This is a genomic window from Aeromonas sp. R6-1, from assembly GCF_040908165.1.
Lineage (GTDB): Bacteria > Pseudomonadota > Gammaproteobacteria > Enterobacterales > Aeromonadaceae > Aeromonas > Aeromonas caviae.
Genome location: NZ_JBFODF010000053.1, coordinates 82,761 through 108,193 on the forward strand (window position 1 = coordinate 82,761; position 25,433 = coordinate 108,193).

Sequence of the window (25,433 nt, forward strand, 5' to 3'; positions counted from 1 at the left end):
CATTGCGCAGGCTCTTGCAAGCCCTGTGCCTAAAATATGTCCGATGAAAAACAAGGGGGCTGGCTAGGCTTAACGGGATGAAACGGGAGGGGAAATCCCTGCCGCTGAGCGAGTGGCGTGCCATATGGGGAGCGGGCGCTGTGCTTGCAGGGAAGAGAGTGCCGGGCAGATGAAGGAGAGGGATGGGTGTACACCGATGTGTTGATCCTGCTGATCTTCGCCGTTGTGCTGGTGGCCATTTTCCGGCGCCTCGGCCAGCCGGTGATCCTTGCCTATCTGTTTGCCGGCATGCTGCTCGGCCCCCATGGCGTGGCCATCGTCACGGGTCAGGCCATGATGCAGACCATAGGGGAGCTTGGCATCGTGTTCCTGATGTTCTCCCTCGGGCTCGAGTTCTCCCTGCCGCGTCTGCTCGCCATGCGCAAGCTGGTGCTGGGGGTCGGCAGCCTGCAGGTGCTGCTCACCTCACTGCTGTTTTTCGGGCTCGGCTGGTGGTGGGGGCTGAGCCTGGCCCAGGCGCTGGTGGTGTCAGGCACCCTGGCGCTCTCCTCCACCGCCGTGGTGATCAAGCAGCTCGGCGAGCTCAAGCAGCTCCATACCCGGCGAGCCCAGCTCGGGGTGAGCGTGCTGCTGTTCCAGGATCTTGCCGTGGTGCCCCTGCTGGTGATGATCCCCATCCTGGCCCAGCCCGAGGTGCAGGGCAGCGCCCTGCTGGCGGAGGTCGCCTGGGCCTCCCTCAAGGGGTTGTTTGCGCTCTCCGTGCTGCTGGCGGTGGGGAAGTGGCTGCTGCCCATGCTGTTTTTCGAGGTGGCGCGCGCACGTTCAGATGAACTCTTCGTACTGAGTGCCCTGCTGGTGGCATTGCTGGCGGCCTCCCTGACCCAGTGGATGGGGCTCTCCATGGCGCTAGGTGCCTTTCTGGCGGGCATGATGCTGGGGGAGTCCCACTATCGTCATCAGCTCGAAGTGGACATCAAGCCGTTTCGCGACGTGTTGATGGGACTCTTCTTCATTACCATCGGCATGACCATGGACTGGGCGCTGGTGGCGGGCGCCTGGTGGCAGGTGTTGGCCTGTGTGACGGGGCTCATCCTGTGCAAGTCGCTGCTCATATTGCTGGCGGGCCGCCTGATGGGGGAGCGCAAGCGCGACGCCATGGCCGCCGGCATCATGTTGAGCCAGGTCGGGGAGTTCGGTTTTGTGCTGCTGGCGCTGGCGAGTCATCACGGCTTGCTGGATCACCAGCTGGTCTCTCTGCTGATCGGCATCGGTGTCATCTCCATCGCCCTCACCCCCTGGCTGGTGTTGCGGGCGCTGGGACTTGCCCACTCCCTCACCGACAGTGCCCTGCTCTCTCGCGCCGAGGTGGCCCAGTCGGGCCTGAGCAAACACCAGCACGTCATCATCGCCGGGTTCGGACGTACCGGCCAAACCTGTGCCCGCTTTCTCAAGCTCGAAGAGATCCCCTTCCTGGCCCTGGATCTCGATCCCGAGCGGGTGAGCGAGGCCAAGCTGGCGGGGGAGCAGGTGGCGTTCGGCGATGCCAGTCGGCGCGACATCCTGCTGGCGGCCGGTCTGCTGCGGGCGCGGCTGGTGATCATCACCTTCGACGATCGCAAGCGGGTCGATGCCATGCTGACGCTGATCCGGGAGCTGGCGGGGGAGATCAAGGTGCTGGTACGCACCCGGGATGACAGCTTCCTTGAACACTACAAGAAGGCCGGCGCCTTCGAGGTGATCCCCGAATCCCAGGAGGGAGCCCTGATGCTGGTCTCCCACCTGCTGCTCAACTGCGACATTCCCATCGGCCGGGTGATCCGGCGCATGGAGCACGAGCGCAGCAGCCAGTATCGCTTTCTGCACGGTTTCTACTGGGGCGGCAAGAGTGCGGGCAATCTGGAGACGGATCAACTGCTCGAGCGGCTGCATCCCGTGCTGCTGCACGACCAGGCCTGGGCGGTGGGACACAGGGTACGGGATCTCGCCCTGGGAGAGGTGCGCATCAAGGCGATTCATCGCGGGGAGCGCAGCCTGGATCCCAGGCGCGAGCTGGTGCTGGCGGCGGGAGATACCCTGGTGCTTTTCGGCACGGCCGTGGCCATGGAACAGGCCGAGCAGCGCCTGCTGGAGGGACGCTAGGATCTCCTTCCCATGGGATAAGGCCCCTCAGGCCTCTTCGCGAAACTGCTCCTGCTTCCCGCTGCCCGGCAGGTCGAGGAAGGCCTCGATGCGCTGGCGGTGATCCAGCGCGTCCTGGTATCCCAGCTTGATGAGCCGCTGGCAATAGCCGGGATCAAACATCAGGAAGCTGGCCAGGCTGCTGCTCTCTTCGCCGTTGACCCCGAGCACTCGCAGCAGACGGCGCAGCTGGGTCGGCAACCGTGGGAGGTATTCGAGGGCGATGAGGTCGAGATCCTGGCTGGGGCGGATCACGCAGGTCTCCACCTGGCGCAGTTTCAGCCGACTGCGCTCCCGTGCCGGAATGAGGGAAAGGGTCTGGTTGATGCGCCCGAGCCGCTCCAGATCCGAATTGAGGGTGTCGGAGAAGACGGTGTTGAGCAGATGGCTCGCGATGTTGGAGCTGGTCAGGTGCCCCTGGCGGGGAGTCGGGTTCTCCCTGTGAGGGGAGTCCAGGGTCACCAGCAGGATCCGCTCCGCTCCCAGGTGGATGGCGGGGCTGAGCGGACTCAGCTGGTGGATGGATCCATCCCCGTAGACGCGATCGCCGATGGGGGTGGCGGGAAAGACGAAGGGCAGCGCCGACGAGGCCAGCAGATGATCCGAGGTGAGCAGGGTACGCAGGCCACGTCGTCTGGCGCGCTCCCAGGGCTGATGTTCGGCCCGCCCCTGGAAGAAGGTGGTGGAGAGGCCGTCATCGTAGTCGGAGGCCGTGATGGCGATGGCCTCCAGGCTGCCGTAGAGGATGTTGTCATCGATGCGGTGATAGTCGATGAGCTGATCCAGCAGACGGCGCAGGGGGGCGTTGTCAAACAGGTGAAAGGCGCGGTTGCTCTGGGGGGTGATGAGGCCGGCCGAGCCCTGATAGAGGGTGCGCCACAGCAGTTGGCAAGGGTGGAAGTCGAAGATGTGGTGGGTCTCGAAACGTCGCCAGACCCACTCCAGCTTGCGCACCCCCAGATGGAAACAGGAGGCGTAGCACGCCAGCGCCGTGATGTTGAGAGCCCCCGCCGAGGTGCCGCACAGAATGGGGAAGGGGATGCCGATGTTGCGGGGGTAGAGTTCGGCCACCGCCTTGAGTACGCCGACCTGATAGGCGGCGCGGGCACCACCACCAGTCAGCAGAAGAGCAGTATTGGGTCTGGCCATGAGGGTGCGCCTTATCGTGATCGCCAGGGCGGGTTGCCACCGCGCAATTCAACTATAAGACGTTGTATACCGGATAAAAATGGGCCGCACGCTCAATTTTTGCGGCCCGTTTCATTTTCAGTTTGCCAAGGGGGTCTGGCTCAGTTGATCGAAGGCGGCGAAGGCTGGAGGGCTTGCCAGAATACGGCCATGGCCGAGACCCCGGGTGCTCACCAGCCGGGTGCGGCCATCCTGGGCCGCGCGCAGGGAGTCGCCATGGGGAGCGAAGCGGTCTTCCTCATCGTGCACGATGAGGGCGGCGCCGCTGCGCCGGGCGAGCCGGCCAAGGGGGTCAACCGTGCTGAGCGGGTGCTGGTATTCGTGTTCTATCTCCTTGACCACCGCATCGAACAGCCGGATGGAGTAGCCGGAGCGCGCCACCATGCCGTAGAGCTGGGGCACGTAGTCGAGCACCGGGGAGATGAGCAGCAGCGGCAGCGCATCCATGGCAGGGTGACGGCTGCTGAGGGTGACGGCGCCCCCCATGCTGTGGGTGATGACGCCCTGGACGGGGCCGACCCGCTCGAGGATCTCGTCGAAAGCGCGCACGAAGCGGGGCAGGTGACCCCTGTTCCCTTCGCTCCGGCCGTGGGCGGGGTGATCGTAGGCGAGGGCCGTATAGCCCTGGGCGGCGATGTGGCTCATCAGCGGATAGAACTGGCTGGCACTGCCTGACCAGCCGTGCATCAACAGCCAGACCGGCCCCTGCCCGAGCCGGTAGCTCATCAGGGTCCCTTCACTGGTGTGGATGGCCTGCTCGACCAGGCCAGCTGGGGCTGCGACGTCCCGGGTCGCCCGCTGCGGGGTGAGCAGCAGCTTGCTGGCGGTGCGCTTGGCGTGGGTGGGCGCGAGCACGTGATGCAGGCGGGTGCCGAGGCCCAGCAGCAACTTGCTCGGGCTGAAGCGGCGTGTGTTGAAGTAGATCTTGCTGCTCATGGTCATCCTGTGTCTTTTGTGTGCGAACGGTCGTGCTTTTTTGCGACTTTTTAAAAAGAAGAGCCCGTCGGGTCAGCGCCAGCTGGCCAGCAGAGCGGTGACCTCCGGCCAGAAGTGGCGGGCCGGATCCTCGCTGAGCCCCAGGGCATGGAACACCTGATCCCCGAGATAGAGGCCATAGAGCCGATAGACGGCGCGCCAGGGGTCGAGATCGCTGCGCCACTCCCCTCTGGCCTGCCCCTGCACTACCTGGCGTGCCAGGTAGTCGAGCCAGAAACGGACCAGCTCGCGTGCTGCCTGCTGGACCTCACCCTCCTGGGCGGAGGTCCAGGCATCGAGGAACATGCAGCGGCCGGCAAAACTCTGGTTCCAAGCCAGCCAGGCCTGCAACAGGGCGAGCAGTTTCTCCTGCTGGGTGGCGTACCCCTGTTGGCGCACCGGTTGGATCACCCGCTCCCGAAATACCTCGGCGGAATGGGTGAGCACGGCGATTTGGAGGTTGTCGCGGGACTGGAAGTGGGCGAACAGACCGCTTTTTGACATCTCGCAGGCCGTTGCGAGGGAGCCTATGGTGAGGCTCTCCAGCCCCTGCTGGCTCGCCTGCTCGAATGCAGTCTGCAAAATGGTGTCGCGGGTCAGACGTCCCTTGCTCATCCGGCTCTCCTCTCTCTGGGCTGGCAGCATAAAGTACGACCGTGCTAATTGTCGAGCCGCAAATGGTGCAGGGAGGCCGTTTCCGGCTGCCGCGGGGGACCAGAGAGTCTTCTGGGAGGCGGTTGTGGCTGGCTTGTTACGAGCCAGCCGGGGACGAGCTCAGTCGTCCTTGATGCCCATTTGCTGCAGGGCGATGACTGCCTGGGTGCGGTGCTTGACCCCGAGTTTGCGGAAGGCGGAGTGATATGGGCTCTGATGGTGGCAAGGGGCTCAACTGTCCTTGATATCCATCTGCTGGAGGGCGATGACCGCCTGGGTGGGGTTTTTGACCCCAAGTTTGCGGAAGGCGGAGTGATATGGGCTCTGATGGTGGCAAGGGGCTCAACTGTCCTTGATATCCATCTGCTGGAGGGCGATGACCGCCTGGGTGCGGTTCTTGACCCCGAGTTTGCGGAAAATCGCGGTGATATGGGCCTTGATGGTCGCCTCGGAGACGTTGAGCTCCCAGGCGATCTGTTTGTTGAGGCTGCCATCCCGCAACATGATGAGCACCTTGTATTGCTGGGGGGTGAGGCTGGCCAGCTTGGTGGCGAAATCGGGCCCTTCGCTGGGCTCGGGATGGAGGGAGATGCCTTCCGGCACCCAGTTGTCCCCCCCGATCACCGTATTGAGGGCGCTGACCAGCTCTTTCATGGGGACGGACTTGGGAATGAAGCCGAGCGCGCCCAGGCGCAGCACCTGCTGGATGATGGCGGGATCCTCGGAGGCCGAGACCACGACGATGGGGAGATCCGGGTGATGTCCGCGCAGATAGGCCAGCCCCTCGAAGCCGTTGGCCCCCGGCATCTTGAGATCCAGCAGCAGCAGGTCGACGTCGGGATGTTCATCGAGCAGGTGGCTAAGGCTGTCGATGGAGTCAGCCTCCAGCAATCTGGCGTCGTCGATGGCCATGTGCACCGCTTGATAGAGGGCGCCCCGAAACAGGGGGTGGTCATCTGCGATGACGATGGTAAATTGGCTGTCCATAGCTCACATTGTTGCTAACCGATTGTTTTGAAAAATCAAACTAGCACTGCTACCCAAGTGGGTCAAACCCGCCAGTACGCAAATGTGAGGTGGTCATCGGATGTCGTGCCACGGGGCCGGCGGGATGGCCAGTAAACAACCCATGCAGGAGGCAATCGATGGGATCCCTGGTTTTGACGGTGGGCACGGGCTCCACCTGGGCAATGAGAACGGCGCTGGTGCTGGCCATGAGCGGGCTCAAGTGGCAGGAGCAGGTCTTCGATCTGGAAGATGCCAAGGAGCTGCAACGGCTCAAGCGCACGGCCCCCGCCGGCCTGGTGCCCTGGCTCGACGACGGTGAGCTGCGTATTCACGACTCTCTGGCCATCGCCGAATATCTCCACGAGTGCTGCCCGGAGCGTCACCTTTATCCGGTGGACAAGGCCGAACGGGCACTGGCCCGCAGCCTGTGCGCCGAGCTGCACGCCGGTTTTCGCCAGATCCGCACCCTGCTGCCCTTCTTCCTGGGGGCGCCCACCCAGAGTGAACCGCCGGTGGAGGTCATCGACGAGCTGGCCCGGTTGCAGACCCTCTGGTCCCAGGCGCGGGGGCCCTTCTATTTCGACGAGGCGAGCATTCTGGATGCCTTCTATGCGGTGATGGCCTATCGACTGGCAAGCTATGGCATTTCGCTGCCCGGTCAGGCTGGCGCCTATCAGCAGGCCTTGCTGGCCTGGCCCCTGTGGCAGGAAACCCTGCTCAGGGCGAGGTTGCAGTGGCCAAAGGCGGCCCGCCAGTCTGATTGATGCGGGCGTCGGCAAGACAAAAAAGGGGAGCCATCGGCTCCCCTTTTTATTCAGGCCAGGTCGCTATTTCTGCCGACCTGCGAAGACCACGACCACTTTGTCTTCTCCTTTCTCCCGCACGAAGCCGTAGGGGGCATCGGAAATCTTCTTGTGGCTGCCCGCCGCGATGGCAGGGTGGGCGGCACGGAACTGGCCGAGCCGTTGCCAGTGCTTGACCAGCTCCGCCTTCTCGCCACTCGCCAGCTCCTGCCAGTTCATGTCCGAGCGCACACTCTGATCGAACACGCCGCCATCCTTGGCCAGCCCCCGGCCGGACTCGTCGCCATAGTAGATCTGGATGCCCCCCGGCAGCAGCATGAAGCTGTTGGCCACCCGCCGTTGCAGCGCCACGTCCTGGTAGTCGCCGAAGAAGAGCTTGGTGTCGTGGGAGCTGATGTAGCTCAGCACGTTGAACTCGGGATCCTGGTTGATGCGGCTGGCGTAGCTCGCATAGGTGGGCTCTGCCCCCGCCATGCACTGGGCCTGGGGCAGGGCGAATTCACGCTGGTAGTCGAAGTTGATCAGGGAATCGAAGCCGTGCTGGTACCAGAAGTCCTTGGCGACCCCGTGATCCCACACCTCGCCCACCATGTAGAAGGGAAGGTCATCGAGGGCCTTGCCAGGGTTGGCGGCCTTCCACTCCTTGAGCGCGTCGGTGCCCGCCTGCTTGAGCCTGGCCCAGACCGCGGGCTCCAGGTGCTTGACGGTGTCGGCACGGAAGCCGTCGATGCCGAAGCGGCGCACCCAGTCGGTGTGCCAGGCAATGAGGTAATCGCTCACGGTGGCGTTGGGCAGGGCCTTGGCCCTGGTGTCTTTTTTGGCAGCGAGCAGCGGTGGCAGCCCCACCGATCTGGTGGATTCGGTCAGGAAGTCCGGCAGTCCCGCCACCGAGCCGGTGACGTCGTCGGTGCCGGGTTGCGGGTAGCCGGGCAGGCCGGCCCGCACCCAGTCAGGGCCCCACCACTTGTCCCAGTGGGATGACTGGTAGTCGATGAACTGGTTGTAGCCATGCCAGTTGAGGCCGCCGCTCGGGCGCCATTCGTTCCAGCGACTCGGCAGCTTGCCGGTGTTCTGGGTGAGATCGGTGAGCCCCAGATCCTGCAAGTCGGCGAGGGTGGCGTAGCCTGCGTGGTTCATCACCACGTCGAGGATGATCCGCATGCCGCGCTTGTGGGCCTCGTCCACTAGGGTTTTCAGGCTCTCTTCGTCGCCGTAGTTGGGGTCGATTTTGGTGAAGTCGAGCGCCCAGTAGCCGTGGTAGGCGTAGAAGGGGAAGTTCCCCTGTTCGCCACCGCCGATGAAGCCATGGACCTGTTCCACCATGGGGGTGATCCAGATGGCGTTGATGCCGAGTTGCTTGATGTAGTCGAGCTTCTCGGTCAGCCCCTTGAAGTCACCGCCATGCCAGGTGGCCACTTCGTCCTGACCATCCTTCTGACGACCGAAGCTGTGATCATTGGCGGGATCGCCGTTGTGGAAGCGGTCGGTCAGCAGAAAATAGACGCTCGCCTGATCCCAGCTGAAGGGAGCAGGCTTGGCGGCCTTGACCGGCTCGAGCAGCAGCAGGCCGCCGCTCTCCTTGCTCGGTGTCAGGGTGATCTTGCCGCCCTTGACCACGGCTTCCTGTCCCGAGTAGGCATCCCGCAACCGGGTGCCGTCGGGCCAGACGCCCTTGAGTGATGTCGTGACCGGGCCGCCATCCCAGCTGATGCAGGGCTCTTCCGGGGGCTGGCGTTTGAACTCGCTCTTTTTGGTTGCCCGCAACACCTTGAGGCTGGGGGTATCGGGGTTGAAGGTGAACTCGTAGTCCCCCGCCAGCATCACCCTCAGATTGAAGTCTGTCCCCTTGTTGCACTTGTCCATGGGCTGGGCGGTGCCGAAGGGAAGGGGCTTGGCCTCGGTTGGCCCGAAGCTGGTGCCGCAGCTGTTGCCCGCATCGCTGATGCGGATCTGGTGGCTCCCCTTGTCCAGTCTGTGGGTCAGGGTGACGGTGCCCTTGTCCAGCGTCAGCGCCTCGGCTACCGGTTTGCCATCCACATGGAGATAGACCTCGGGGGCGGCCATCGCCTGACCGATGAACAGCGGTGTGGCGAGCACGGCCAGCCACAGGGGTGATAGGCGAAGAGCGGGGCGCGAAGAGAGACGCATAAGCCATTCCTTGAGCAGAGTGTGAGGAGCAGGGTCCGTTGAGGCACTCATTCTAGGGCGCGCTGGGGCAGGCTTGGACCGGTAAAATACCGATTTGTGACGTCAGTTCAAATGGTTACGTTTTCAAGAATGGAAAAGTGTGAACCGGGTGTCGCGGCCATGAAAAAAGCCGGTCAGTTGACCGGCTTGTAGGCATTCGGGGTGGCGTCACACGGTGAAGAACTTGAAGTTGACGAAGGCCACCGCGATGAAGGAGGCAACCATGCCGCTGATGCAGAGCACCGCAGGGCGGATGGCAGGCCAGCGATGGGCCAGCAGCACGATGGCCAGCAGAGTCGGATAGAGGCCGAACATGTAGCGGGGCATGGCGTTGAGGCCGGTCATCAGGGGGATGGTGCAGCAGATGAACATCAGGGTCGCTTCGGCCCAGCGTTTCTGGCTGAACAGGTAGCCATTCAGGCACCAGCCGAAGATCACCATGATGGAGAGATAGGCCTTGCGCCCCCCCAGCTCGAAGCCGCTCAGCCACCAGTCCAGGGGGCTGTCCATATAGCGGCCCCAGGCCACCTGGATGTGCTTGAAGGCCAGGGCATCCCCGGTGAGGTGATAGAGATAGACCATGTAGGAGAAGAGGCCGAGGGGAATGAGCCAGAGGGTGAACACCACCTTGAAGGCCCGCTCGGTGAAGCGGAAGAACTCGCGCCAGCCGTAGGCTTGCAGGGCCAGGATCAGCACCGGGAACACCATCATCACCCCCAGGTTGCGGGTGGCGGAGATGAAGATGCCGAGGAAGGCGACCATGAGCCACTGTTCGCGGTAGGCGAACAGGAACATTCCCAGCATCAGCGCCATGAACATGGGCTCGGTATAGCCGGAGACGAAATAGGCGGAGAAGGGGGAGAAGGCCAGCAGCCAGACCCCGAAGCGGGCGGTGTCGTCCCCCAGCTTGAGCTGACGCAGCACCAGCAGCATCAGGGGCAAGCTAATGAAGAAGGCGATGTTGGCCACCAGCATCAGGCCGATGAGGCTCTCCATGTCAAACAGGCTGGAGAGACCGCCGGCCAGCATGGGATAGAGGGGCATGAAGGCCCAGTTCGCCGCATTGCCCTTGCTCAACCAGCGTGGATAGAGGTCGTAGCCATTCTCGATGATGCGCTGGAACCAGACGCAGTCGAACTGGCAGTAGGCTTGCAGCGGCCCGATGTCGGTGGCGCCATAGAGCTGGACGCCGAAATAGCCCATGCCATAGAGCGCCACCCGGCTCAGCACGAAGGCGGCGACGATCATCAGCCAGTCGCGGCCGCTGATGCGCAGTGACGGGCGATAGGGGAGTGCAGCCCCGGTTGACGGGGCGGTATTGGTCATATCATTCATCAGGCAAAAACCCAGATACGGGAGAGAACGTAGGTGAGCACGGTGACGGTCAGGGTGGCGATCACCACCGGCAACAGGCCGGAGAGACCGGCAAACAGCAAACCGCTCAAGATGAGGTTACGCACCGCCAGAGAGAAGAGGGCAACCAGCAGGAACTTGCTGGCGGCACCCTGTTTCTGGAAGGTGATGTAGCGATGGCCGAAGAACGAGAACCAGAACGCCACGGCAAAGGCCAGGGTCGTGACCAGGTGCTCGGAGATGGCCGGCCAGGTATGAAACAGGGCGATGGAGGTACCCAGATCGACGAGGGTGGCCCCCCCGCCGACAAAACCGAAGCGAACCAGCCGCCAGAATTCCTCGCGGGAGATCATTGAGACGCCTGCTCCTGCTGATCATCAGCGGCTTTCGCGGCGGCCTTCTTGCCAGCGCTCTTCTTGCTGGCGGTGGGCACTTCCTGCTTCTGCTCTTCATCCTGCTTGGCGTACTGGCCGTAGACCCCTTCGATGAGGTAGACGGGGCGCTGTTTCACCTCGACGAACATGCGGCCGATGTACTCGCCGATGATGCCCAGCGACAGCAGCTGGATGCCGCCGAGGAACAGCATGACCGACATCAGGGAGGCGTAACCGGGTACGTCGATGCCGAAGAAGAGCACCTGGGTGATGATCTTGAGGATATAGAGGAAGGCGATGAAGGAGACACCGACCCCGATGTAGCTCCACACCCGCAGCGGCCAGCTGGAGAAGCTCATCAGGCCGTCAAGGGCGAAGTTCCACAGCTTCCAGTAGTTGAACTTGGTTTCGCCGGCATGGCGGGCCGGGCGCTCGTAGGGAACGCCGACGGCGCGAAAACCGGCCCAGGCGAACAGCCCCTTCATGAAGCGGTTGCGCTCCGGCAACTGCTTGATAGCCTCGACCACCTTGCGATCGATGAGGCGGAAGTCACCGGCGTTCTCCGGCAGCTTGGTGCTGGTGGAGAGGGCGTTGAAGAAGCGGTAGAAGCCACCGGCGGTGAGGCGTTTCATCGGGGTGTCGGCGCTGCGATCCACACGGATGCCGTAGACGGTGTCATAGTCGCCGGTCTGCCACAGCTTGACGAACTCCAGAATGAGAGAGGGGGGATCCTGCAGGTCCACGTCCATGGGGACGATGGCGTCGCCCTGGGCCTGGTGCAGGCCGGCGGTCATGGCCGCTTCCTTGCCGAAGTTGCGGGCCAGGTTGACCAGGGTCACACGGGGATCCCGGGCGATGGCCTGCTCGACCACCTCACGGGTGCGGTCACGGCTGCCATCGTTGACGAACACGATTTCAAGCTGGTCTTTGAGCGGGGCCAGTTCGGTATCTATCGCGCTGATGAAGGCGTCTATGCTCTCTTCCTCGTTGTAAACGGGAACGACCAGAGAGAGTCGAAAATCGGCACGGGACATGGGAACTTCCTTATTGAAAGAATTATTTTACGGAACAGATACTTGGGGCATTGCGCTTCACTGAGCCACGGTCAGCCGCACGGACTGGACGTTGAGCGGTGTCGGGGCGGAGAGCGCCAGGAAGTTGGGACGCTTGGGATCGGCGGTCAGGGAGTCGCCCGGCAGGCTGAGGCGGATCTCGTTGATGCCCGCCTTGGCCAGCTTGACCGTGGTGGTGAAATCATGACCCAGCGCCACCTTAAGCAGGGCGCCAGCCTGAGGGCTGTTGATCCTGGCCTGGATGGTGAGCTGCTCCGGCTGGGCCTGCTGCTTGGGCAGCACGAAATAGAGACCGCCCTGACCGCTCAGCTCGGTGCCTTGCTCGCTGGGCTTCTTGGCCCAGCCTTCGCTTGAGAGGAAGCGGCTTGGCTTGGTCAGGTTGAGTTCGTTGCCGGGCTGGTAGGTCATGCTGGAGTTGTGCTCCCAGAAACGGGTCTTGCCTTCCAGGTAATAGAGCTTGTAAGCCAGGCTCACGTTGGGGTGAGCGGCCAGATAGAGGGTATAAAGGTAGAAACCGCTCAGTGCCAGGATGGCAGCCAGAAAACCGAACTTTTTGTAGGTCATATTACTCACTCGACGCCCGACAGATTGATAGGCAGATTTCGCGCATATGCTAATCCAATTGCAAAAAAAGCATAGTGGATCACAAAAATATATTTGCTCACATATTAACCCTCAATCACCCTGCTTACCAAGGGGCTTTGGGGTCGTTTGCTTCCTCTTCTTGATTGTGGCTTTTTCGGCGCCAACCTGTCTGCCGCCACCTGGGGCGCATCAGGCAAACGGCTGATATTGTGCTTTGTTGTGGCAGGATCTGTCGCCATTTCACCCGGGCAGAATTAAGATGGCCTGTCCCGTCGTCAAGGATGACCCATGAGACTCTTCTCTCTGTGTGTGCTCTGCTGTCTGCCCCTCCAACCGTTGTGGGCGCAATCGTTCTGCTCCTCCCCCCTTCGCGTCGGTTTCGATGACTGGCCCCCATACCACTATTACCAGCAAGAGGGAGCACGTCGGGAACTGCGTGGATTTGCGGTCGACTACCTCAATGCCGTGTCGAATCGGCTGGGTTGTCGTCTGGTCTATGTGGAGCGTCCCTGGAAGCGGGGGTTGCACGATCTTGAGCGGGGTCGGCTGGATATCGTGATGGAGGCGTACTTTGCTGATGACAGGGCGCGTTATGCCTGGTTCTCCATCCCCTACAACCCGGGCCGGACATCGCTCTGGGTACGCAAATCCGGTACCGGTGAGGAGTCGGATCTGGCGAGCTGGCTGGCCCACGGGCATCGCCTCGGTGTGACCAGGGACTACTATTACGGCCCGGAAATCACCAAGGTTCTGCAGCGATACCGCAACCAGGTGAGCGAGGTCAACGATGTGCAAAACTATCGCAAGCTGCTGCTTGGGCGGATAGACGGTTTTCTCGGGGATAGTCTGGCCACGCCCTGGGGTCTGAAAAGAGAGGGGCTGTCGGATGCGGTCGTCCCCCACACCATGGCGATCCATGAGACGCCCACCTTTTTCATGTTGAGCAAGAAGACCCTGTCCGGGGAATTCGTGGAGCGGTTCAACGAGGCGATAGTGGCCGTCGGTGACAGCGGGGAGCAGGAACTCATCTGGCGTCGTTACACCTCCGTCCGCTAGCAAAGTCGCCAGCATTCACGCATCATGGGGACCTGACCGTCGCGCCTGACAGGCCGAAATGAACCGATTTGAGGCAAGCGTGGTAAGAAGCATGGGTAAGAAGTATTGGTTGGCATTGGCGAATCTCATCTGGCTGGGCTGCTGGCCGGCCAGCATGGTTCATGCCAGCACGGAACAGGCGGTAGTGGCCAGTCCCAGCATTCAGCATGACTGGTATCAGAACGAGGTGGCCGAGCAGGCTCGTCATGAGCTTGAACAGCAGTTGCAGGAAGCGGTGCTGGCCCAGCTGCATCCGGATTTCTACCGCCTCTGGCAGCAGTTGCAAAAGACCCCGGCGGATCGACGCGGTGCCCTCTACGATGAGGCCTTTGGCAAGCTGGCCCGGTTCCAGCAGGCCTGGCGAGGGATGGATCTGGTCGCGCGCGAACAGATGCAGACCCTCAAGCTGGATCTGAACCGCCCCCTGGCCCATGCCCCCCAGGGAGACAATCTGCTGGAGCAGGTCAGGCAACTCAGGCCACAGGTGGCGGAATACGACGCCGTGCGCGAAGAAGTGCGCAAGCTGCTGGCCATGCCCATGGCCAAGCACTGGCCCACCCTCTCCATGCCGACCCTGCGGGCCGGGGAGAGCTCGACCGAGCTCGGCCAGATCCGCTCCATCCTGAACGAACTGGGGGACAGTGCCCCGACTCACCAGGACAGCCTCTACGATCCCGAGACCGAACAGGCCATCAAGGAGTTCCAGCGCCGCCACGGCCTGACGGCCGACGGCATCATCGGCCGTCAGACCCGCAGCTGGCTCAATACCGGCCCCGAGGTGCGCGCCAGCCTGCTGGTACGCAACCTGTGGCGCCGTGATCTGGTGGATCACCTTGCCGGTCGCTATGTGCTGGTCAACATTCCGGACTACCGCCTGAGCGTGGTGGAGTCTGGCAGCGAGGTCTTCACCAGTCGGGTCATCGTCGGCAAGGAGCAGCGGGCCACCCCCATCCTCGCCAGCGAGATCCGCTCCATCGTGCTGAACCCGGCCTGGCACGTGCCGCGCTCCATCCTGAGCAAGGACATTCTGCCCAAGCTCGGGCGCGATCCTGCCTACCTGGATCGCGAACAGTTCGAGGTGATCGACGGCGAGGGCAATCCGGTGCAGTTCAGCGAAGATGGCTGGCACCATGCGCTGGCCTCCGGTTTCCCTTACCGGTTGCGGCAAAAGCCGGGGGATCACAATGCCCTGGGTCGCTACAAGTTCTATCTGCCCAACAACGATGCCATCTATCTCCACTCCACCCCGCGCAAGGCGCTGTTCGAGCAGGGGGCCCGTGCCTTCAGCTCGGGTTGCATCCGGGTGGAACACGCCGACGATCTGGCGGAGCTGCTGCTGGCGGACTCCCGCTATCAGCCGGACAAGGTGGCCAGCATCCTGAAAGAGACCCAGACCAAGTGGCTGCCCCTGAGCAACCCTATCCCGGTGTTTACCGTCTACTGGAGCAGCTGGATTGATGAAGAGGGACGTCAGCAACTGCGCAACGATATCTACGGATTCGACAGAGTCAGCTATCAAAGCCGCTTGCTGTGATCCTCGCCACAGAGTGAAAAGCCCGGCCCGTGCCGGGCTTTTTCATGGGTGAATGGGGTTTGACAGCGCTTTTTCTGGCAGGTAGTTTCGGCCCTTGTATCAAATTCATTCACCTGTGTGACTTCACCATGAGATGGACGGACAACGGATGCTGGGACAAGAGATAAGCCGACGCCGTCTGCTGCTGGGGGCGGGTTGCCTGATGGGGACCAGCCTGCTGTCGTTCCCTGCGCTGGCGAGCCGCAGCACTTCGGGACGGGAACTGAGTTTCTTCAACCTCAATACCGGCGAGCGGGTACGCGCCAGTTATTGGGAAGATGGCCACTATCTGAGCGACGGGCTGGCGGAGCTCAACCATATTTTCCGTGACTACCGTCGCAACGAAGTGTTCAACATCGACAGAAAGCTGTTCGATCAGCTCTTTCTGCTGCAACACAAGCTGGGACGCCACGGCGAAATCCAGCTCATCTCGGGTTATCGCTCCCCGGCCACCAATCAGCAGAAGCGGCGCAAGAGTCGCGGCGTCGCCAAGCACAGCTACCACACCCTGGGGCAGGCGGTTGACGTGCGCATCCCCGGCGTGCAGCTGGCACACCTGCGCAAGGCCGCCCTGAACCTCAAGGTGGGCGGTGTGGGTTATTACCCTTCCGACAACTTCGTGCACCTGGATACAGGCCCCGTTCGCAGCTGGTGAGTCGGGATTTCCTCAAAGTTTGAGTGCCGATTGTGTCTTTTTGCCGCTGGCATTGAGGGGGACCAAGCTGCTAGGCTCTGGACTCCAGCCAGAGGAGAGAAAGATGAAGCAGATTGTGATCGGGGGGCTCATCGCCCTGTTGTTGACTGGTTGCGGCAAGCTCAACCGCGAGAGCTACGACAAGCTGAAAGTCGGGATGAGCTATGCCGAAGCGAGTGCCATCCTCGGCAAGGCCGAGCGTTGCGACGATGCTCTCGGCACCACGAGCTGTGTCTGGGGAGGGGAAGGCAAGAACATCAAGGTGCGTTTCATCGCCGACAAGGCGACCTTTTTCAGCTCGGAAGGGATCAACTGACCCTTTACTCTCTTGCCGATGCCCAACAAAAAAGCGCCGTATGGCGCTTTTTTGTTGCTCGTTATCCGTGCGATATGGCCAGGAACTGGCGTGTTCAATGGGTGGCATACTGATAGTTGAAGGTGGGCAGTCCCCACTTGAAGCGTACCGCCAGGAGCCGCAGCACGAAGCCGATGCCGATGGCACCGAAAGCGGCCCAGTCGTTGGGCAGCCCATGGTGCAGCGCAAAGCAGTAGAGCGCGGCGGTGATCAGCGAGACGGCGGCATAGAGCTCGCGCTTGAACACCAGCGGGATACGCTGGCACAGCAAGTCCCGCAGCACCCCCCCGAACACGCCGGTCACCACGGCCATGATGCAGGCGATGCCGGCCCCGTGGCCCATCTCGAGCGCCCGGGCAGCCCCGAAGATGGAGAAGACCACGAGCCCCAGGGCATCGAGCGCCAGGAACAGCTTGCCAAGGTAGCGCATCAGCGGGGCCGAGATGACCCCGGCCATGGCGGCGCCCGCCACCAGCAGCACGTATTCGGGGTGCTCGACCCAGAGCAGGGGATAGTGGCCCAGCAGCACATCCCGAATGGTACCGCCACCGATGGCCGTCGCCGAGGCGATGATCACGACGCCAAACAGATCCATCCGTCGCCGACCCGCTGCCAGCGCGCCAGTCATCCCTTCGGCCACCAGGCCGAGCAAGAAGAGTGCATGTAACATGAGATATCCCAGGGTGCGAGAAAGGCCCGCATCCTAACAACCCTGCGCTGGGGCGACAAGCTATCTTGGTTATGCATTAGATTAAGTAATGAAAAGGGGGCTTTCGCCCCCTCTTTTGATCATGATGACGCGGTTCAGCGTCCAAGTTGCTCGCTGCGGTATTGGTCTACCCACATGGCGGTGGCGCCACAGATGGCCACCGGCATCACGAAGAGATTCACCACCGGGATGGCGGAGAAGAGGGTCACCAGTGCGCCGAAGCTCAGGCACTTGCCACGACGTTGCTTGAGGGCGTCGCGCATGGTGATGAAGCCGATCTTGTGGTTGTCGAACGGATAATCGACATACTGGATCGCCATCATCCAGGCGCTGAGCAGGAACCAGAGCACGGGTGCCAGGGTCTGGCCCACTACCGGGATCAGGAAGAGGATCAGGCAGCCGATGGCCTTGGGCAGATAGTATTTCAGCTTGGTCCATTCGCGGCCGAAGGTACGGGGCACATCTTTCACCACATCCAGCATGCCGGTGTCATTCATGGCTTCACCGGTGAGGATCTGTTCCACCTTCTCTGCCAGCAGGCCGTTGAAAGGGGCGGCTATCCAGTTGGCCACCGAGCTGAAGATGAAGGAGAAGACCACCAGTATGGTGATGAGGGCGATGGGCCAGAGCAGGTAATCAAGCCAGGAGAGCCAGCTCGGGATCTGCTGGTGCAGCCAGGCGAACAGGCCGTCCAGTTGTAGCAACAGGGCGTAGAAGGCACCGGCAAAGAGCACGAAGTTGACCAGCAGGGGGATCAGCACGAAGGTGCGGATGCCGGGCTGGCGGATGAGCGAGAAGCCGCGCAGGAAGTAGTCTGCACCGCTGACCGAATCTTTGACCATGTGGGGTGATTGGCTCATGTGAGCTCCATCAGTGAATGGGGAAAGTGCCAGCATATTACAAACAAGCCTTTGATTTGGTAAAGTCGCCTGCCCGCCTCCTCTTTATTTCGTTACCCACATAGGCCGCCATGCGTCTGAAATTGATCAAACTCGCCGGTTTCAAGTCGTTTGTCGAGCCGACCCGCATCGAACTCAACGCCGACATGACCGCCGTGGTGGGCCCCAACGGCTGCGGCAAATCCAACGTCATCGACGCCGTGCGCTGGGTGCTGGGGGAGAGCTCCGCCCGCCATCTGCGCGGCGAGAACATGACCGACGTCATCTTCAACGGCTCCATCAACCGCAGCGCCCATGGCCGCGCCTCGGTGGAGCTGGTGTTCGACAATCCCCACAACCGGGTACCCGGCGAGTTCGGCCGCTTTACCGAGATCTCGGTGCGCCGCGAAGTGCTACGCGACGGCTCCAACCACTACCAGATCAACGGCCAGAAGTGCCGCCGCAAGGATGTGACCGACCTCTTCCTCGGCACCGGCCTTGGGCCCCGCAGTTACGCCATCATCGAACAGGGCACCGTCAGCCGGCTGGTGGAGTCCCGCCCCGCCGATCTCAAGCTGTTCATGGAAGAGGCCGCCGGGGTCTCCCGCTACAAGGAGCGGCGCCGGGAGACCGAGCAGCGTATCCGCCATACCCAGGAGAACCTGGAGCGCCTTGGCGATATCCGCGGCGAACTGGGCTCACGCCTCGAGCATCTCAAGGCCCAGGCCGAGACCGCCGAGCGCTACAAGCAGCTCAAGAGTCGATCACGTGCCGCTCGTGCGGAGCTGATCGGCTCGGAACTGTGGGCGCTGGAGACACGTCTTGGCGAAGCCAAGACCGAACTGGCCCAGACCGAGCAGGCGCTGGCGGCACTCGATGCCAAGCGCACCGCCGACGAGGGGCGTCACGTCACTCTGTCGGTGGCCCGCCAGGAGGCGCAGGCCGAGCAGGCGAGCCGCCAGCAGCAGATTTTCCTCGGCGGGCAAGCCATCGCCCGCCTCGAGCAGCAGCAACTGCACCAGAGCGAGCTGGGCCGCGACTGGCAGGCGAGGCGGCAGTCCCTCGGCGAGCGTATCGACGGCCTCAAGGCCCAGCTGGCCGGCCAACTGGAACAGCTGAGCGACAGCACGTTGCAGGGGGAGGTGGCGTCGGCGCGCCTCGAGCAGTGTGAGCAGTTGCTTACCGACCAGCAGAGCGTGCGGGCGGCAGCGGGCGATCGGCTCGAGCAGGCGCGCCAGCGTCAGCAGCAGTGGCAGCAGCAGCTGGGCCAGTTGCAGGGGCGGCTCAACCAGACCCGCGCCGAGGTGAACGGCCTGCAGGAGCTGCAGGCCAAGACCCGGCTTGCCCGCCTCAAGCTGGAAGACGAACAGGCCGGGCCCCTTGGCGGGGAGGGGGAGAACCTGCAACCGGCCCTCGATGCCCTGGCGGCGGAACTCTCGCTCTCCCGCGCCCGCCATGAGGAAGCCGATGCGGCGTGGCAGGCCGGCGTGGCCCGCCATGAAGCACTCAAGGCAGAGCAGGGTCGCCAGCAGGGCCTGCTGCGCGAGCTGGAGGCGCGCCTCGCCACCCTGGATCAGATCCTGGGGGAGCAGATGGCGGGCGCGACCCTGGCGGATCGGTTGCAGGTGCCCCCCGAGTGGGCCCGGGGGCTGGACAAGGTGCTCGGCCGCTGGCTCACCGCAATCCCGGCGGACGAGTGCAACCTGGCGCAACCTGGACTCTGGATTGGCCCGGCCCAGCCAGCCAGGGCCGATACCCTGGCGGCGCAACTGGGGGGCGAGTACATTCCGGCTTTCCTCAATGCCATCTGGCTGGCAGAGAGCAGGGAGGAGGCGCTGTCCCGCCTGCACAGCCTCTCTGCCGGTGAGTCGCTGCTCACTCCCGCCGGCGACTGGTTCGGCCCCAACTGGGCGGATCTGGGGGAGGGCATGGCCCTCGGTACCCTGGCGCTGCTCGGTGAGCGTGAGCGGCTGCACACCGAGCTAGCCGCGGGCCGGGAGGCGCTGCACAGACTCGACGAGCAGCTTGTCGCCGCCGATGCAGCGCGGGCCCAGCAGCATGGAGCGCATGAGCTGGCTCAGCGCACCCTGCGCGAGCAGGAGCAGCGGTGGCAACAACTGCGCGAAGCCTGGAGTCTGCGCGAGGGGCAGCGCCAGGAGCGCTTGCAGCGCCTGGGCCAGCTGGGGGAAGAGCTGGCCCGGCTCGATAAGGAGCAGGCTGAGGAGGCGCAGCGGCTGGCGTCGGCCGGGGAGCGGCTTGAGCAGGATGAAGCGGCCCTTGGCGAGCTGCAGGAGCAGGGGGAGGTACTCGCCGAGGCGCTGCTGCTCGCCCAGGAGCAGGTAAGCGGGGCGGAGCGGGCGCTGGAAGAGGCGCGCCTTCGCCGGGAGCAGCAGCAGGCGGCCTGCCAGCGGTTGCAACTGGAGCAGCAGAACCAGCGCCAGCTCATCACGCTGCGCGAGCAGGAGCTGGCCCGTCTCGGCCTGGAGCTGGCGGAACTCAAGGAGCCAGGGGCCGCTCCGAGTCAGGATCTGTCGCCCCTGCTGGTCGAGCAGCGCAATCTTGAGGCGCAGCAACTGGCCTGTCACCAACGGCTCGCAGAGCTGGATCGTCAGCTGACCGAGCTGGAGCAGGCCAGAAGCGCAGATCACAAGCAGCTGGTGAAAATTCAGGAGAAGCTGGCGACTTTGCGGCTCGAGCGCGAGCGCAACCTGACGCGCAGGCAGGGATTGCACGAGCAGTTCGAAGAGCTGGGCATTCGCCTGGTGGACCTCGATCAGGCTGTGCTGATTGCCGCTGATCGCGGCAAGCTGCGCCAGGAGATCCAGACGCTGGAGGCGCAGGTGGAGGCGCTTGGCGCCATCAACCTGGCGGCACTGGAGGAGTATGAGGAGGCGAAAACCCGTTCAAGCTACCTGGAAAATCAGTGCCAGGATCTGGAGCAGGCCCTCGACACCTTGAGCCAAGCCATTAAAAGAATTGATAAAGAAACACAAATACGCTTCCGCGACACTTTCGATAAGGTCAATGAAGATTTAAAATCCCTGTTCCCAAAAGTGTTCGGGGGGGGCAGTGCCTGGCTTGAGCTGACCTCGGATGATCTTTTGGAGGCCGGAGTGAGCATCATGGCAAGACCTCCGGGCAAGAAGAATGCTACCATTGCCCTGCTTTCCGGGGGGGAGAAGGCGCTAACCGCCCTTGCGCTGGTTTTTGCCATCTTCAGACTCAATCCAGCACCATTTTGTCTGCTGGATGAGGTGGATGCACCGCTCGATGAAGTGAACGTCGGTCGCTTCTGTTCTCTTGTCAAAGAGATGTCGAGCACAGTACAGTTCGTTTACATCAGTCATAATAAGGTCTCCATGGAGATGGCCGAGCAGCTGGTTGGCGTCACGATGCAAGAGCCCGGGGTTTCGCGCATAGTGTCGGTCGATATCGGTGAAGCCGTCGCTTTGGCTGAGCAAAACTAGAAAGAGAAGCAGCTAATGCAGGAATTGCGTTACATCTTGGTTGCCCTGGGCGGTATTGCCATCGCGGCATTGCTCATTCACGGGTTGTGGAGCAACAGAAAGAATCGTCAGGCACCGATCAAGGAGAAACCCCTGGGTCGGATGGAGTCCAAGTCCCGTGAGCGTGACAACGACGCCTTCGACAGCGATGGCATCGGTCAGGTGCGTGTGGTGAGCGGTGGCCGTCGTGCCGAGCCCAAACTGCGCAGCGACGAGGCCCGTCAGCCCGAACCCCGCCGTGTCGCCCCCGTTCCCGCCTTCGATGATGAAGATGACGACGCCGATCTGCCGCCTCCCGTGGTGCGCAAGCCTGCCGCTCGCCCTGTCCCCCCTCAGCCTGTGTATGAGGAAGAAGAGGACTATGACGAGCCGGTTGCCGCCCCTGTTGAAGAGGCCCCTGCCGCGCCGGTGCGCAAACCTGCACAGGTGATCCGCCGTACCCCGGTACACCGTTCCCGTCCGCAGCGCGAGCCCATGATGCAGCCGCTGGACGAAGAGCCGCTGGTGGAGCCGGCCTATGCCCAGGCGCCGACCTTCGGTGCACGCGAGCCGGCACCGGTTGCCCAGCAGGCTCCCCGCTACGCCCAGCCGGCTTATGAAGAGCCCGCTTACGATGACGAGCCAGCCTATGAAGAGCCGGTTCACGCAGCCGAGCCAGAACCCGCTCCGGCCCCGGTCGAGAAGATCTGGCAGGATGTCTATGTCATCAACCTGATGGCCCGTCCCGGCCACGATCTGCAAGGTGCGACCCTGCTCTCTTCCCTGCTGGCGCTGGGCTTCAAGTTTGGCGAGATGGACATCTTCCACCGTCACGAAGATCTGGGCGGCAAGGGTGAAGTGCTCTTCTCCATGATCAACATGGTCAAGCCGGGTACCTTCAACCCCTATCGCATGGAGCAGTTCAGCACCCCGGGTGTGTCCCTCTTCATGCAACTGCCCCTTCGCAGCAATGCCGCCTTCGCCTTCGAGCACATGTTGCAGGCCGCGGATCAGCTGGCGAGCGATCTCGATGCCATGCTGACCGACGCCTCGCGCAGTCCCCTCAGCGACGACGACATCGCCCGCTACCGTCACGAGCTGGCGGCCTACGAGGCCAGCCGCGACTGATGCGCCATGGGGCTTGAACAATGAAAAGTGCGGTACCCCGGTGCCGCATTTTTGTTTCTGCCCCAGACTGAATGTTCCATCACACTTCGAGACTTTTTCATGAGCGATATCCTCTCCCGCCACCGTCAACTGTGTGAGCTGCTGACCGAGTACGGCCATCAGTACTATGTGCTGGACAACCCCACGGTGCCGGACGCCGAATACGATCGCCTGATGCGCGAGCTCATCGCGCTGGAGGCCGAGCATCCCGAGCTGAAAACCTCGGCCTCGCCGAGCGTGCGGGTGGGGGGCCAGCCGCTGACCGCCTTCAAGCAGGTACGCCACGAGATCCCCATGCTGAGTCTGGACAACGTCTTCAGCAGCGAGGAGTTGCAGGCGTTCGAGCAACGCATGGGTGATCGCCTCAAGCGGGAGGTGACTTTCACCTTCTGTTGCGAGCCCAAGCTCGACGGTCTGGCGGTGAGCCTGCTCTACGTGGATGGCCAGCTGGTACAGGCCGCCACTCGCGGGGACGGCACCACGGGGGAGGAGATCACCGAGAACGTGCGCACCATCAAGGCCATTCCCCTGACCCTGCGCGGCCAGGGGTGGCCGGCGCGGCTGGAGGTGCGTGGGGAGGTCTTCATGCCCAAGGCGGGGTTCGAGGCGATGAACCGCGATGCGCTGGCGGCGGGGGAGAAGGTGTTCGTCAACCCGCGCAACGCCGCTGCCGGCAGCCTGCGCCAGCTCGATTCACGCATCACCGCCAGCCGCCCCCTCAGCTTCTATGCCTACGGCGTGGGAGTCGGTGGCGACGAGCTGGGGGATTCCCACTTCGGTCGCCTCAATCAGCTCAAGGCCTGGGGTCTGCCGCTCAGCCCCGAGGTGAAGCTCAAAGAGGGTGCCGCCGGCTGTCAGGCGTTTCACGACGACATTCTGGCGCGCCGTGGGGATCTCCCCTACGAGATCGACGGCGTGGTCTACAAGGTGGATGACATCGCCCTGCAAGGGGAGCTCGGTTTCGTTGCCCGCGCGCCGCGCTGGGCCACTGCCCACAAGTTCCCGGCAGAAGAGGAGATGACGGCGCTTGAGAACGTCGAGTTCCAGGTGGGCCGCACCGGTGCCATCACCCCGGTGGCCAAGCTCAAGCCGGTGTTTGTCGGCGGCGTCACCGTGTCCAACGCCACCTTGCACAATGCGGACGAGATCGCGCGCCTTGGCGTGATGATCGGCGACACCGTGATCGTGCGCCGTGCCGGGGATGTGATCCCCCAGGTCGTGGCTGTGGTGGAGGCGCAGCGCCCGGCGGATGCCCGCGCGATCCTCTTCCCGACCGAGTGCCCGGTGTGCGGCTCGGCGGTGGAGCGGCTGGAAGGGGAGGCCGTGGCCCGCTGTTCCGGCGGTCTCTTCTGCGAGGCCCAGCGGGCGGCCGCCATCAAGCACTTCGCGGCGCGTCGCGCCATGGATGTGGATGGCCTTGGCGACAAGATAGTGGAGCAACTGGTGGACAAGGGGCTGGTGAAGACCCCGGCGGACCTGTTCAGCCTCAACGCCATCCAGCTGGCCGGGCTCGATCGGATGGGGCAAAAATCGGCCCTCAACCTGGTGGCCGCCATCGATGCCGCCCGCAGCACCACCCTGCCCCGCTTCCTGTTTGCCCTGGGGATCCGCGAAGTAGGGGAGGCGACCGCCTTGAACCTCGCCAACCACTTCCTCACCCTGGATGCCCTGCGCGCCGCCTCGGTGGAGCAGTTGCTGGAAGTGTCTGACGTGGGAGACATAGTGGCCAAGCACGTCTACTACTTCCTGCGCCAGCCCCACAACATCGAGGTGCTCGACGCCCTGCTGGCCGCCGGTATCCACTGGCCGGCCATCGAGAAGAAAGAGATAAGCGATCAGCCCTTTGCCGGCAAGACCTTCGTGCTGACCGGCACCCTCACCGCCTTGTCCCGCAACGACGCCAAGGCGGCGCTGCAGGCGCTGGGGGCCAAGGTGGCGGGCTCCGTGTCGGCCAAGACCGACGTGCTGGTGGCGGGGGAGGCGGCAGGCTCCAAGCTCGCCAAGGCCCAGGAGCTGGGGATCACCATCTGGACCGAAGCCGAGTTGCAGGCGGCCATTCAGCCCTGAGGATGCACGTTTGAGCAGACAAACCCGGCCCACTGGCCGGGTTTGTCGTTGGTGGGCTCACTCGACGTAGCTCACCTTGTCCTGCCAGGCATCGGGAGCCGTCAGGTGCCAGCGTGCCAGTTCGCTCTTGCTGAACAGATATTCCCCGCGGGATGCGGCGCGGGGGGAGAGGGCGCCGGGCGCCGTGCCCGAGAGGATGGCATTGGCCAGTTCGGCGGCTCTCTCTCCCTGGCTGTGGCCGTCGAGCACCAGACCGCCGATGGCGGCTCCCCTGCCCACCGCAAAGGCCCAGAAGCAGAACAGTGGCACCGGGCTGTTGGCGCTGGTCCATGCCAGCACCTGTTGCTCGCTTACATGCTGGCCCTGAGCGTCGGTGAGAGTGTGGTAGAGGCCGATGAAGAGCGCCTGATAGCCGTTTTTCCGACTGGCGAGCACTGCCTCCTGCCAGTGTCCATAGTCGGTGAACTGGCGGCTGCTGACCCGGGTCTGGCCGATCGTCAGCTCGCCTCGCCCCTTGAACTCGTGGGCGACGGCGGTGCGGGACACCTCGCTTTCGTCAAACAGTACCAGGGCACGCTCCAGCCCTCCCATCAACTGACTCATCTCGCTGATGCTGCGTTTGAGCAGGGGGCGTTCCAGTACGCCGGTGATCAGGGGGTGGCCGACCAGCCCCTTGGGGCGCGGATTCTCGTTCATCCCGAGAAACACCACGGGCGTTCCCCGGGCGGCGATGGGTCGGGCGAGGGCGTTGATGGCGTTGTCATCCCCCAGGATCACCAGCGCCGGCTGGTGGGCCCGGTAGGCGGCCATTCCCTTGGTGAGCAGTTCGTCACGGGTCTGGCCGGGCTGGCGCTTGGTGTCCAGATAGAGATAGCCGAGGTGATGCGCCTGCTCGAGGTGCTGCTCGAGGCCGGCACTGTAGCTCTGATCCCACTGGTTGCTCTGGTGATAGCTGCTGATCACCAGGATATCGGCGGCCAGCAGCGGGAGGGGGAGGAGGGAGAGCAGGAGCAAGACCTTGGTCACGTGTGT

At 63.2% G+C, this 25,433-nt stretch carries 21 protein-coding genes and 1 pseudogene; 9 read left to right on the forward strand and 13 right to left on the reverse strand.

Going from position 1 to position 25,433, the window contains the following annotated elements; genetic code table 11:
• Positions 1-186 precede the first annotated feature (186 nt).
• Entirely contained in the window at positions 187-2,139 is a 1,953-nt protein-coding gene (locus tag AB5Y68_RS17345; RefSeq protein WP_039039445.1) for a monovalent cation:proton antiporter family protein, read from the forward strand.
• A gap of 27 nt (positions 2,140-2,166) precedes the next feature.
• Here AB5Y68_RS17345 and AB5Y68_RS17350 read toward each other — a convergent pair whose 3' ends face one another.
• The 5 genes and pseudogenes from AB5Y68_RS17350 to AB5Y68_RS17370 all read right to left on the reverse strand — a co-directional run bounded on the left by AB5Y68_RS17350 (position 2,167) and on the right by AB5Y68_RS17370 (position 5,982).
• Entirely contained in the window at positions 2,167-3,327 is a 1,161-nt protein-coding gene (locus AB5Y68_RS17350) for a patatin-like phospholipase family protein (protein ID WP_039039446.1), read from the reverse strand.
• A gap of 117 nt (positions 3,328-3,444) precedes the next feature.
• On the reverse strand, positions 3,445-4,302 hold the full coding sequence (locus tag AB5Y68_RS17355) for an alpha/beta hydrolase (protein WP_039039447.1): 858 nt from the start codon (positions 4,300-4,302) through the stop codon (positions 3,445-3,447).
• 72 nt (positions 4,303-4,374) lie between these two features.
• Entirely contained in the window at positions 4,375-4,956 is a 582-nt protein-coding gene (locus AB5Y68_RS17360; protein WP_039039448.1) for a TetR/AcrR family transcriptional regulator, read from the reverse strand.
• Positions 4,957-5,226: 270 nt separating this feature from the next.
• Positions 5,227-5,307: pseudogene (locus tag AB5Y68_RS17365) on the reverse strand (DNA-binding response regulator); the annotation flags it as partial.
• A 30-nt stretch (positions 5,308-5,337) separates the two neighbouring features.
• Positions 5,338-5,982, reverse strand: coding sequence for a response regulator transcription factor (locus tag AB5Y68_RS17370; RefSeq protein WP_010673435.1), 645 nt, complete (start codon positions 5,980-5,982; stop codon positions 5,338-5,340).
• 158 nt (positions 5,983-6,140) lie between these two features.
• On the opposite strand from AB5Y68_RS17370, the gene AB5Y68_RS17375 reads away from it, so the two are divergent.
• On the forward strand, positions 6,141-6,767 hold the full coding sequence (locus AB5Y68_RS17375) for a glutathione S-transferase (protein ID WP_010673436.1): 627 nt from the start codon (positions 6,141-6,143) through the stop codon (positions 6,765-6,767).
• A gap of 63 nt (positions 6,768-6,830) precedes the next feature.
• On the opposite strand, the gene AB5Y68_RS17380 is transcribed toward AB5Y68_RS17375, so the two are convergent.
• From AB5Y68_RS17380 to AB5Y68_RS17400, 5 genes are all read right to left on the reverse strand, one after another.
• Positions 6,831-8,954 carry an alpha-amylase gene (locus tag AB5Y68_RS17380; protein WP_039039267.1) on the reverse strand — a complete coding sequence of 708 codons (2,124 nt, stop codon included), beginning with the start codon at positions 8,952-8,954 and terminating at the stop codon, positions 6,831-6,833.
• A gap of 207 nt (positions 8,955-9,161) precedes the next feature.
• A complete protein-coding gene (locus AB5Y68_RS17385; protein WP_029313951.1) occupies positions 9,162-10,328 on the reverse strand; it encodes a membrane protein in 1,167 nt (388 codons plus the stop codon).
• On the reverse strand, positions 10,328-10,699 hold the full coding sequence (locus AB5Y68_RS17390; protein ID WP_010673439.1) for a GtrA family protein: 372 nt from the start codon (positions 10,697-10,699) through the stop codon (positions 10,328-10,330). The genes AB5Y68_RS17385 and AB5Y68_RS17390 overlap by 1 nt, the downstream gene beginning before the upstream one ends.
• Entirely contained in the window at positions 10,696-11,754 is a 1,059-nt protein-coding gene (locus AB5Y68_RS17395; RefSeq protein WP_039039268.1) for a glycosyltransferase family 2 protein, read from the reverse strand. The genes AB5Y68_RS17390 and AB5Y68_RS17395 overlap by 4 nt, the downstream gene beginning before the upstream one ends.
• 57 nt (positions 11,755-11,811) lie before the next feature.
• A complete protein-coding gene (locus tag AB5Y68_RS17400) occupies positions 11,812-12,357 on the reverse strand; it encodes a hypothetical protein (RefSeq protein ID WP_010673441.1) in 546 nt (181 codons plus the stop codon).
• Positions 12,358-12,666: 309 nt separating this feature from the next.
• On the opposite strand from AB5Y68_RS17400, the gene AB5Y68_RS17405 reads away from it, so the two are divergent.
• The 4 genes from AB5Y68_RS17405 to AB5Y68_RS17420 all read left to right on the forward strand — a co-directional run bounded on the left by AB5Y68_RS17405 (position 12,667) and on the right by AB5Y68_RS17420 (position 16,056).
• Positions 12,667-13,434 (forward strand): ABC transporter substrate-binding protein, encoded by a 768-nt coding sequence (locus AB5Y68_RS17405; RefSeq protein ID WP_039039269.1) that lies wholly within the window; start codon positions 12,667-12,669, stop codon positions 13,432-13,434.
• 91 nt (positions 13,435-13,525) lie between these two features.
• Positions 13,526-15,007, forward strand: a complete 1,482-nt coding sequence (locus tag AB5Y68_RS17410) for a murein L,D-transpeptidase (protein ID WP_039039270.1) — start codon at positions 13,526-13,528, stop codon at positions 15,005-15,007.
• A gap of 148 nt (positions 15,008-15,155) precedes the next feature.
• Positions 15,156-15,701: a DUF882 domain-containing protein gene (locus AB5Y68_RS17415; RefSeq protein WP_039039271.1), complete on the forward strand. Its 546-nt coding sequence runs from the start codon at positions 15,156-15,158 to the stop codon at positions 15,699-15,701.
• 103 nt (positions 15,702-15,804) lie between these two features.
• A complete protein-coding gene (locus AB5Y68_RS17420) occupies positions 15,805-16,056 on the forward strand; it encodes a hypothetical protein (RefSeq protein WP_010673445.1) in 252 nt (83 codons plus the stop codon).
• Positions 16,057-16,150: 94 nt separating this feature from the next.
• Here the strand turns inward: AB5Y68_RS17420 and AB5Y68_RS17425 are convergent, their stop codons facing one another.
• Positions 16,151-16,765, reverse strand: coding sequence for a trimeric intracellular cation channel family protein (locus AB5Y68_RS17425; RefSeq protein ID WP_010673446.1), 615 nt, complete (start codon positions 16,763-16,765; stop codon positions 16,151-16,153).
• A 134-nt stretch (positions 16,766-16,899) separates the two neighbouring features.
• A complete protein-coding gene (gene cysZ, locus AB5Y68_RS17430; RefSeq protein WP_010673447.1) occupies positions 16,900-17,664 on the reverse strand; it encodes a sulfate transporter CysZ in 765 nt (254 codons plus the stop codon).
• 110 nt (positions 17,665-17,774) lie between these two features.
• Between cysZ and AB5Y68_RS17435 the strand changes: the two genes are divergently transcribed.
• From AB5Y68_RS17435 to ligA, 3 genes are all read left to right on the forward strand, one after another.
• A complete protein-coding gene (locus AB5Y68_RS17435; protein ID WP_039039272.1) occupies positions 17,775-21,149 on the forward strand; it encodes an AAA family ATPase in 3,375 nt (1,124 codons plus the stop codon).
• Between the two features lie 15 nt (positions 21,150-21,164).
• Entirely contained in the window at positions 21,165-22,295 is a 1,131-nt protein-coding gene (gene zipA / locus AB5Y68_RS17440) for a cell division protein ZipA (protein ID WP_039039273.1), read from the forward strand.
• A gap of 99 nt (positions 22,296-22,394) precedes the next feature.
• Positions 22,395-24,401 carry an NAD-dependent DNA ligase LigA gene (ligA, locus tag AB5Y68_RS17445; RefSeq protein WP_039039274.1) on the forward strand — a complete coding sequence of 669 codons (2,007 nt, stop codon included), beginning with the start codon at positions 22,395-22,397 and terminating at the stop codon, positions 24,399-24,401.
• A 57-nt stretch (positions 24,402-24,458) separates the two neighbouring features.
• On the opposite strand, the gene AB5Y68_RS17450 is transcribed toward ligA, so the two are convergent.
• Positions 24,459-25,427: an ABC transporter substrate-binding protein gene (locus tag AB5Y68_RS17450; protein WP_368207412.1), complete on the reverse strand. Its 969-nt coding sequence runs from the start codon at positions 25,425-25,427 to the stop codon at positions 24,459-24,461.
• Positions 25,428-25,433: the final 6 nt, after the last annotated feature.

Coding starts and splice junctions, on each gene's coding strand:
- AB5Y68_RS17350 (WP_039039446.1), bottom strand. CDS start 3,327: ATGGCCAGACCCAATACTGCTCTTCTGCTGACTGGTGGTGGTGCCCGC.
- AB5Y68_RS17355 (WP_039039447.1), bottom strand. CDS start 4,302: ATGAGCAGCAAGATCTACTTCAACACACGCCGCTTCAGCCCGAGCAAG.
- AB5Y68_RS17360 (WP_039039448.1), bottom strand. CDS start 4,956: ATGAGCAAGGGACGTCTGACCCGCGACACCATTTTGCAGACTGCATTC.
- AB5Y68_RS17370 (WP_010673435.1), bottom strand. CDS start 5,982: ATGGACAGCCAATTTACCATCGTCATCGCAGATGACCACCCCCTGTTT.
- AB5Y68_RS17375 (WP_010673436.1), top strand. CDS start 6,141: ATGGGATCCCTGGTTTTGACGGTGGGCACGGGCTCCACCTGGGCAATG.
- AB5Y68_RS17380 (WP_039039267.1), bottom strand. CDS start 8,954: ATGCGTCTCTCTTCGCGCCCCGCTCTTCGCCTATCACCCCTGTGGCTG.
- AB5Y68_RS17385 (WP_029313951.1), bottom strand. CDS start 10,328: ATGAATGATATGACCAATACCGCCCCGTCAACCGGGGCTGCACTCCCC.
- AB5Y68_RS17390 (WP_010673439.1), bottom strand. CDS start 10,699: ATGATCTCCCGCGAGGAATTCTGGCGGCTGGTTCGCTTCGGTTTTGTC.
- AB5Y68_RS17395 (WP_039039268.1), bottom strand. CDS start 11,754: ATGTCCCGTGCCGATTTTCGACTCTCTCTGGTCGTTCCCGTTTACAAC.
- AB5Y68_RS17400 (WP_010673441.1), bottom strand. CDS start 12,357: ATGACCTACAAAAAGTTCGGTTTTCTGGCTGCCATCCTGGCACTGAGC.
- AB5Y68_RS17405 (WP_039039269.1), top strand. CDS start 12,667: ATGAGACTCTTCTCTCTGTGTGTGCTCTGCTGTCTGCCCCTCCAACCG.
- AB5Y68_RS17410 (WP_039039270.1), top strand. CDS start 13,526: ATGGGTAAGAAGTATTGGTTGGCATTGGCGAATCTCATCTGGCTGGGC.
- AB5Y68_RS17415 (WP_039039271.1), top strand. CDS start 15,156: ATGCTGGGACAAGAGATAAGCCGACGCCGTCTGCTGCTGGGGGCGGGT.
- AB5Y68_RS17420 (WP_010673445.1), top strand. CDS start 15,805: ATGAAGCAGATTGTGATCGGGGGGCTCATCGCCCTGTTGTTGACTGGT.
- AB5Y68_RS17425 (WP_010673446.1), bottom strand. CDS start 16,765: ATGTTACATGCACTCTTCTTGCTCGGCCTGGTGGCCGAAGGGATGACT.
- cysZ (WP_010673447.1), bottom strand. CDS start 17,664: ATGAGCCAATCACCCCACATGGTCAAAGATTCGGTCAGCGGTGCAGAC.
- AB5Y68_RS17435 (WP_039039272.1), top strand. CDS start 17,775: ATGCGTCTGAAATTGATCAAACTCGCCGGTTTCAAGTCGTTTGTCGAG.
- zipA (WP_039039273.1), top strand. CDS start 21,165: ATGCAGGAATTGCGTTACATCTTGGTTGCCCTGGGCGGTATTGCCATC.
- ligA (WP_039039274.1), top strand. CDS start 22,395: ATGAGCGATATCCTCTCCCGCCACCGTCAACTGTGTGAGCTGCTGACC.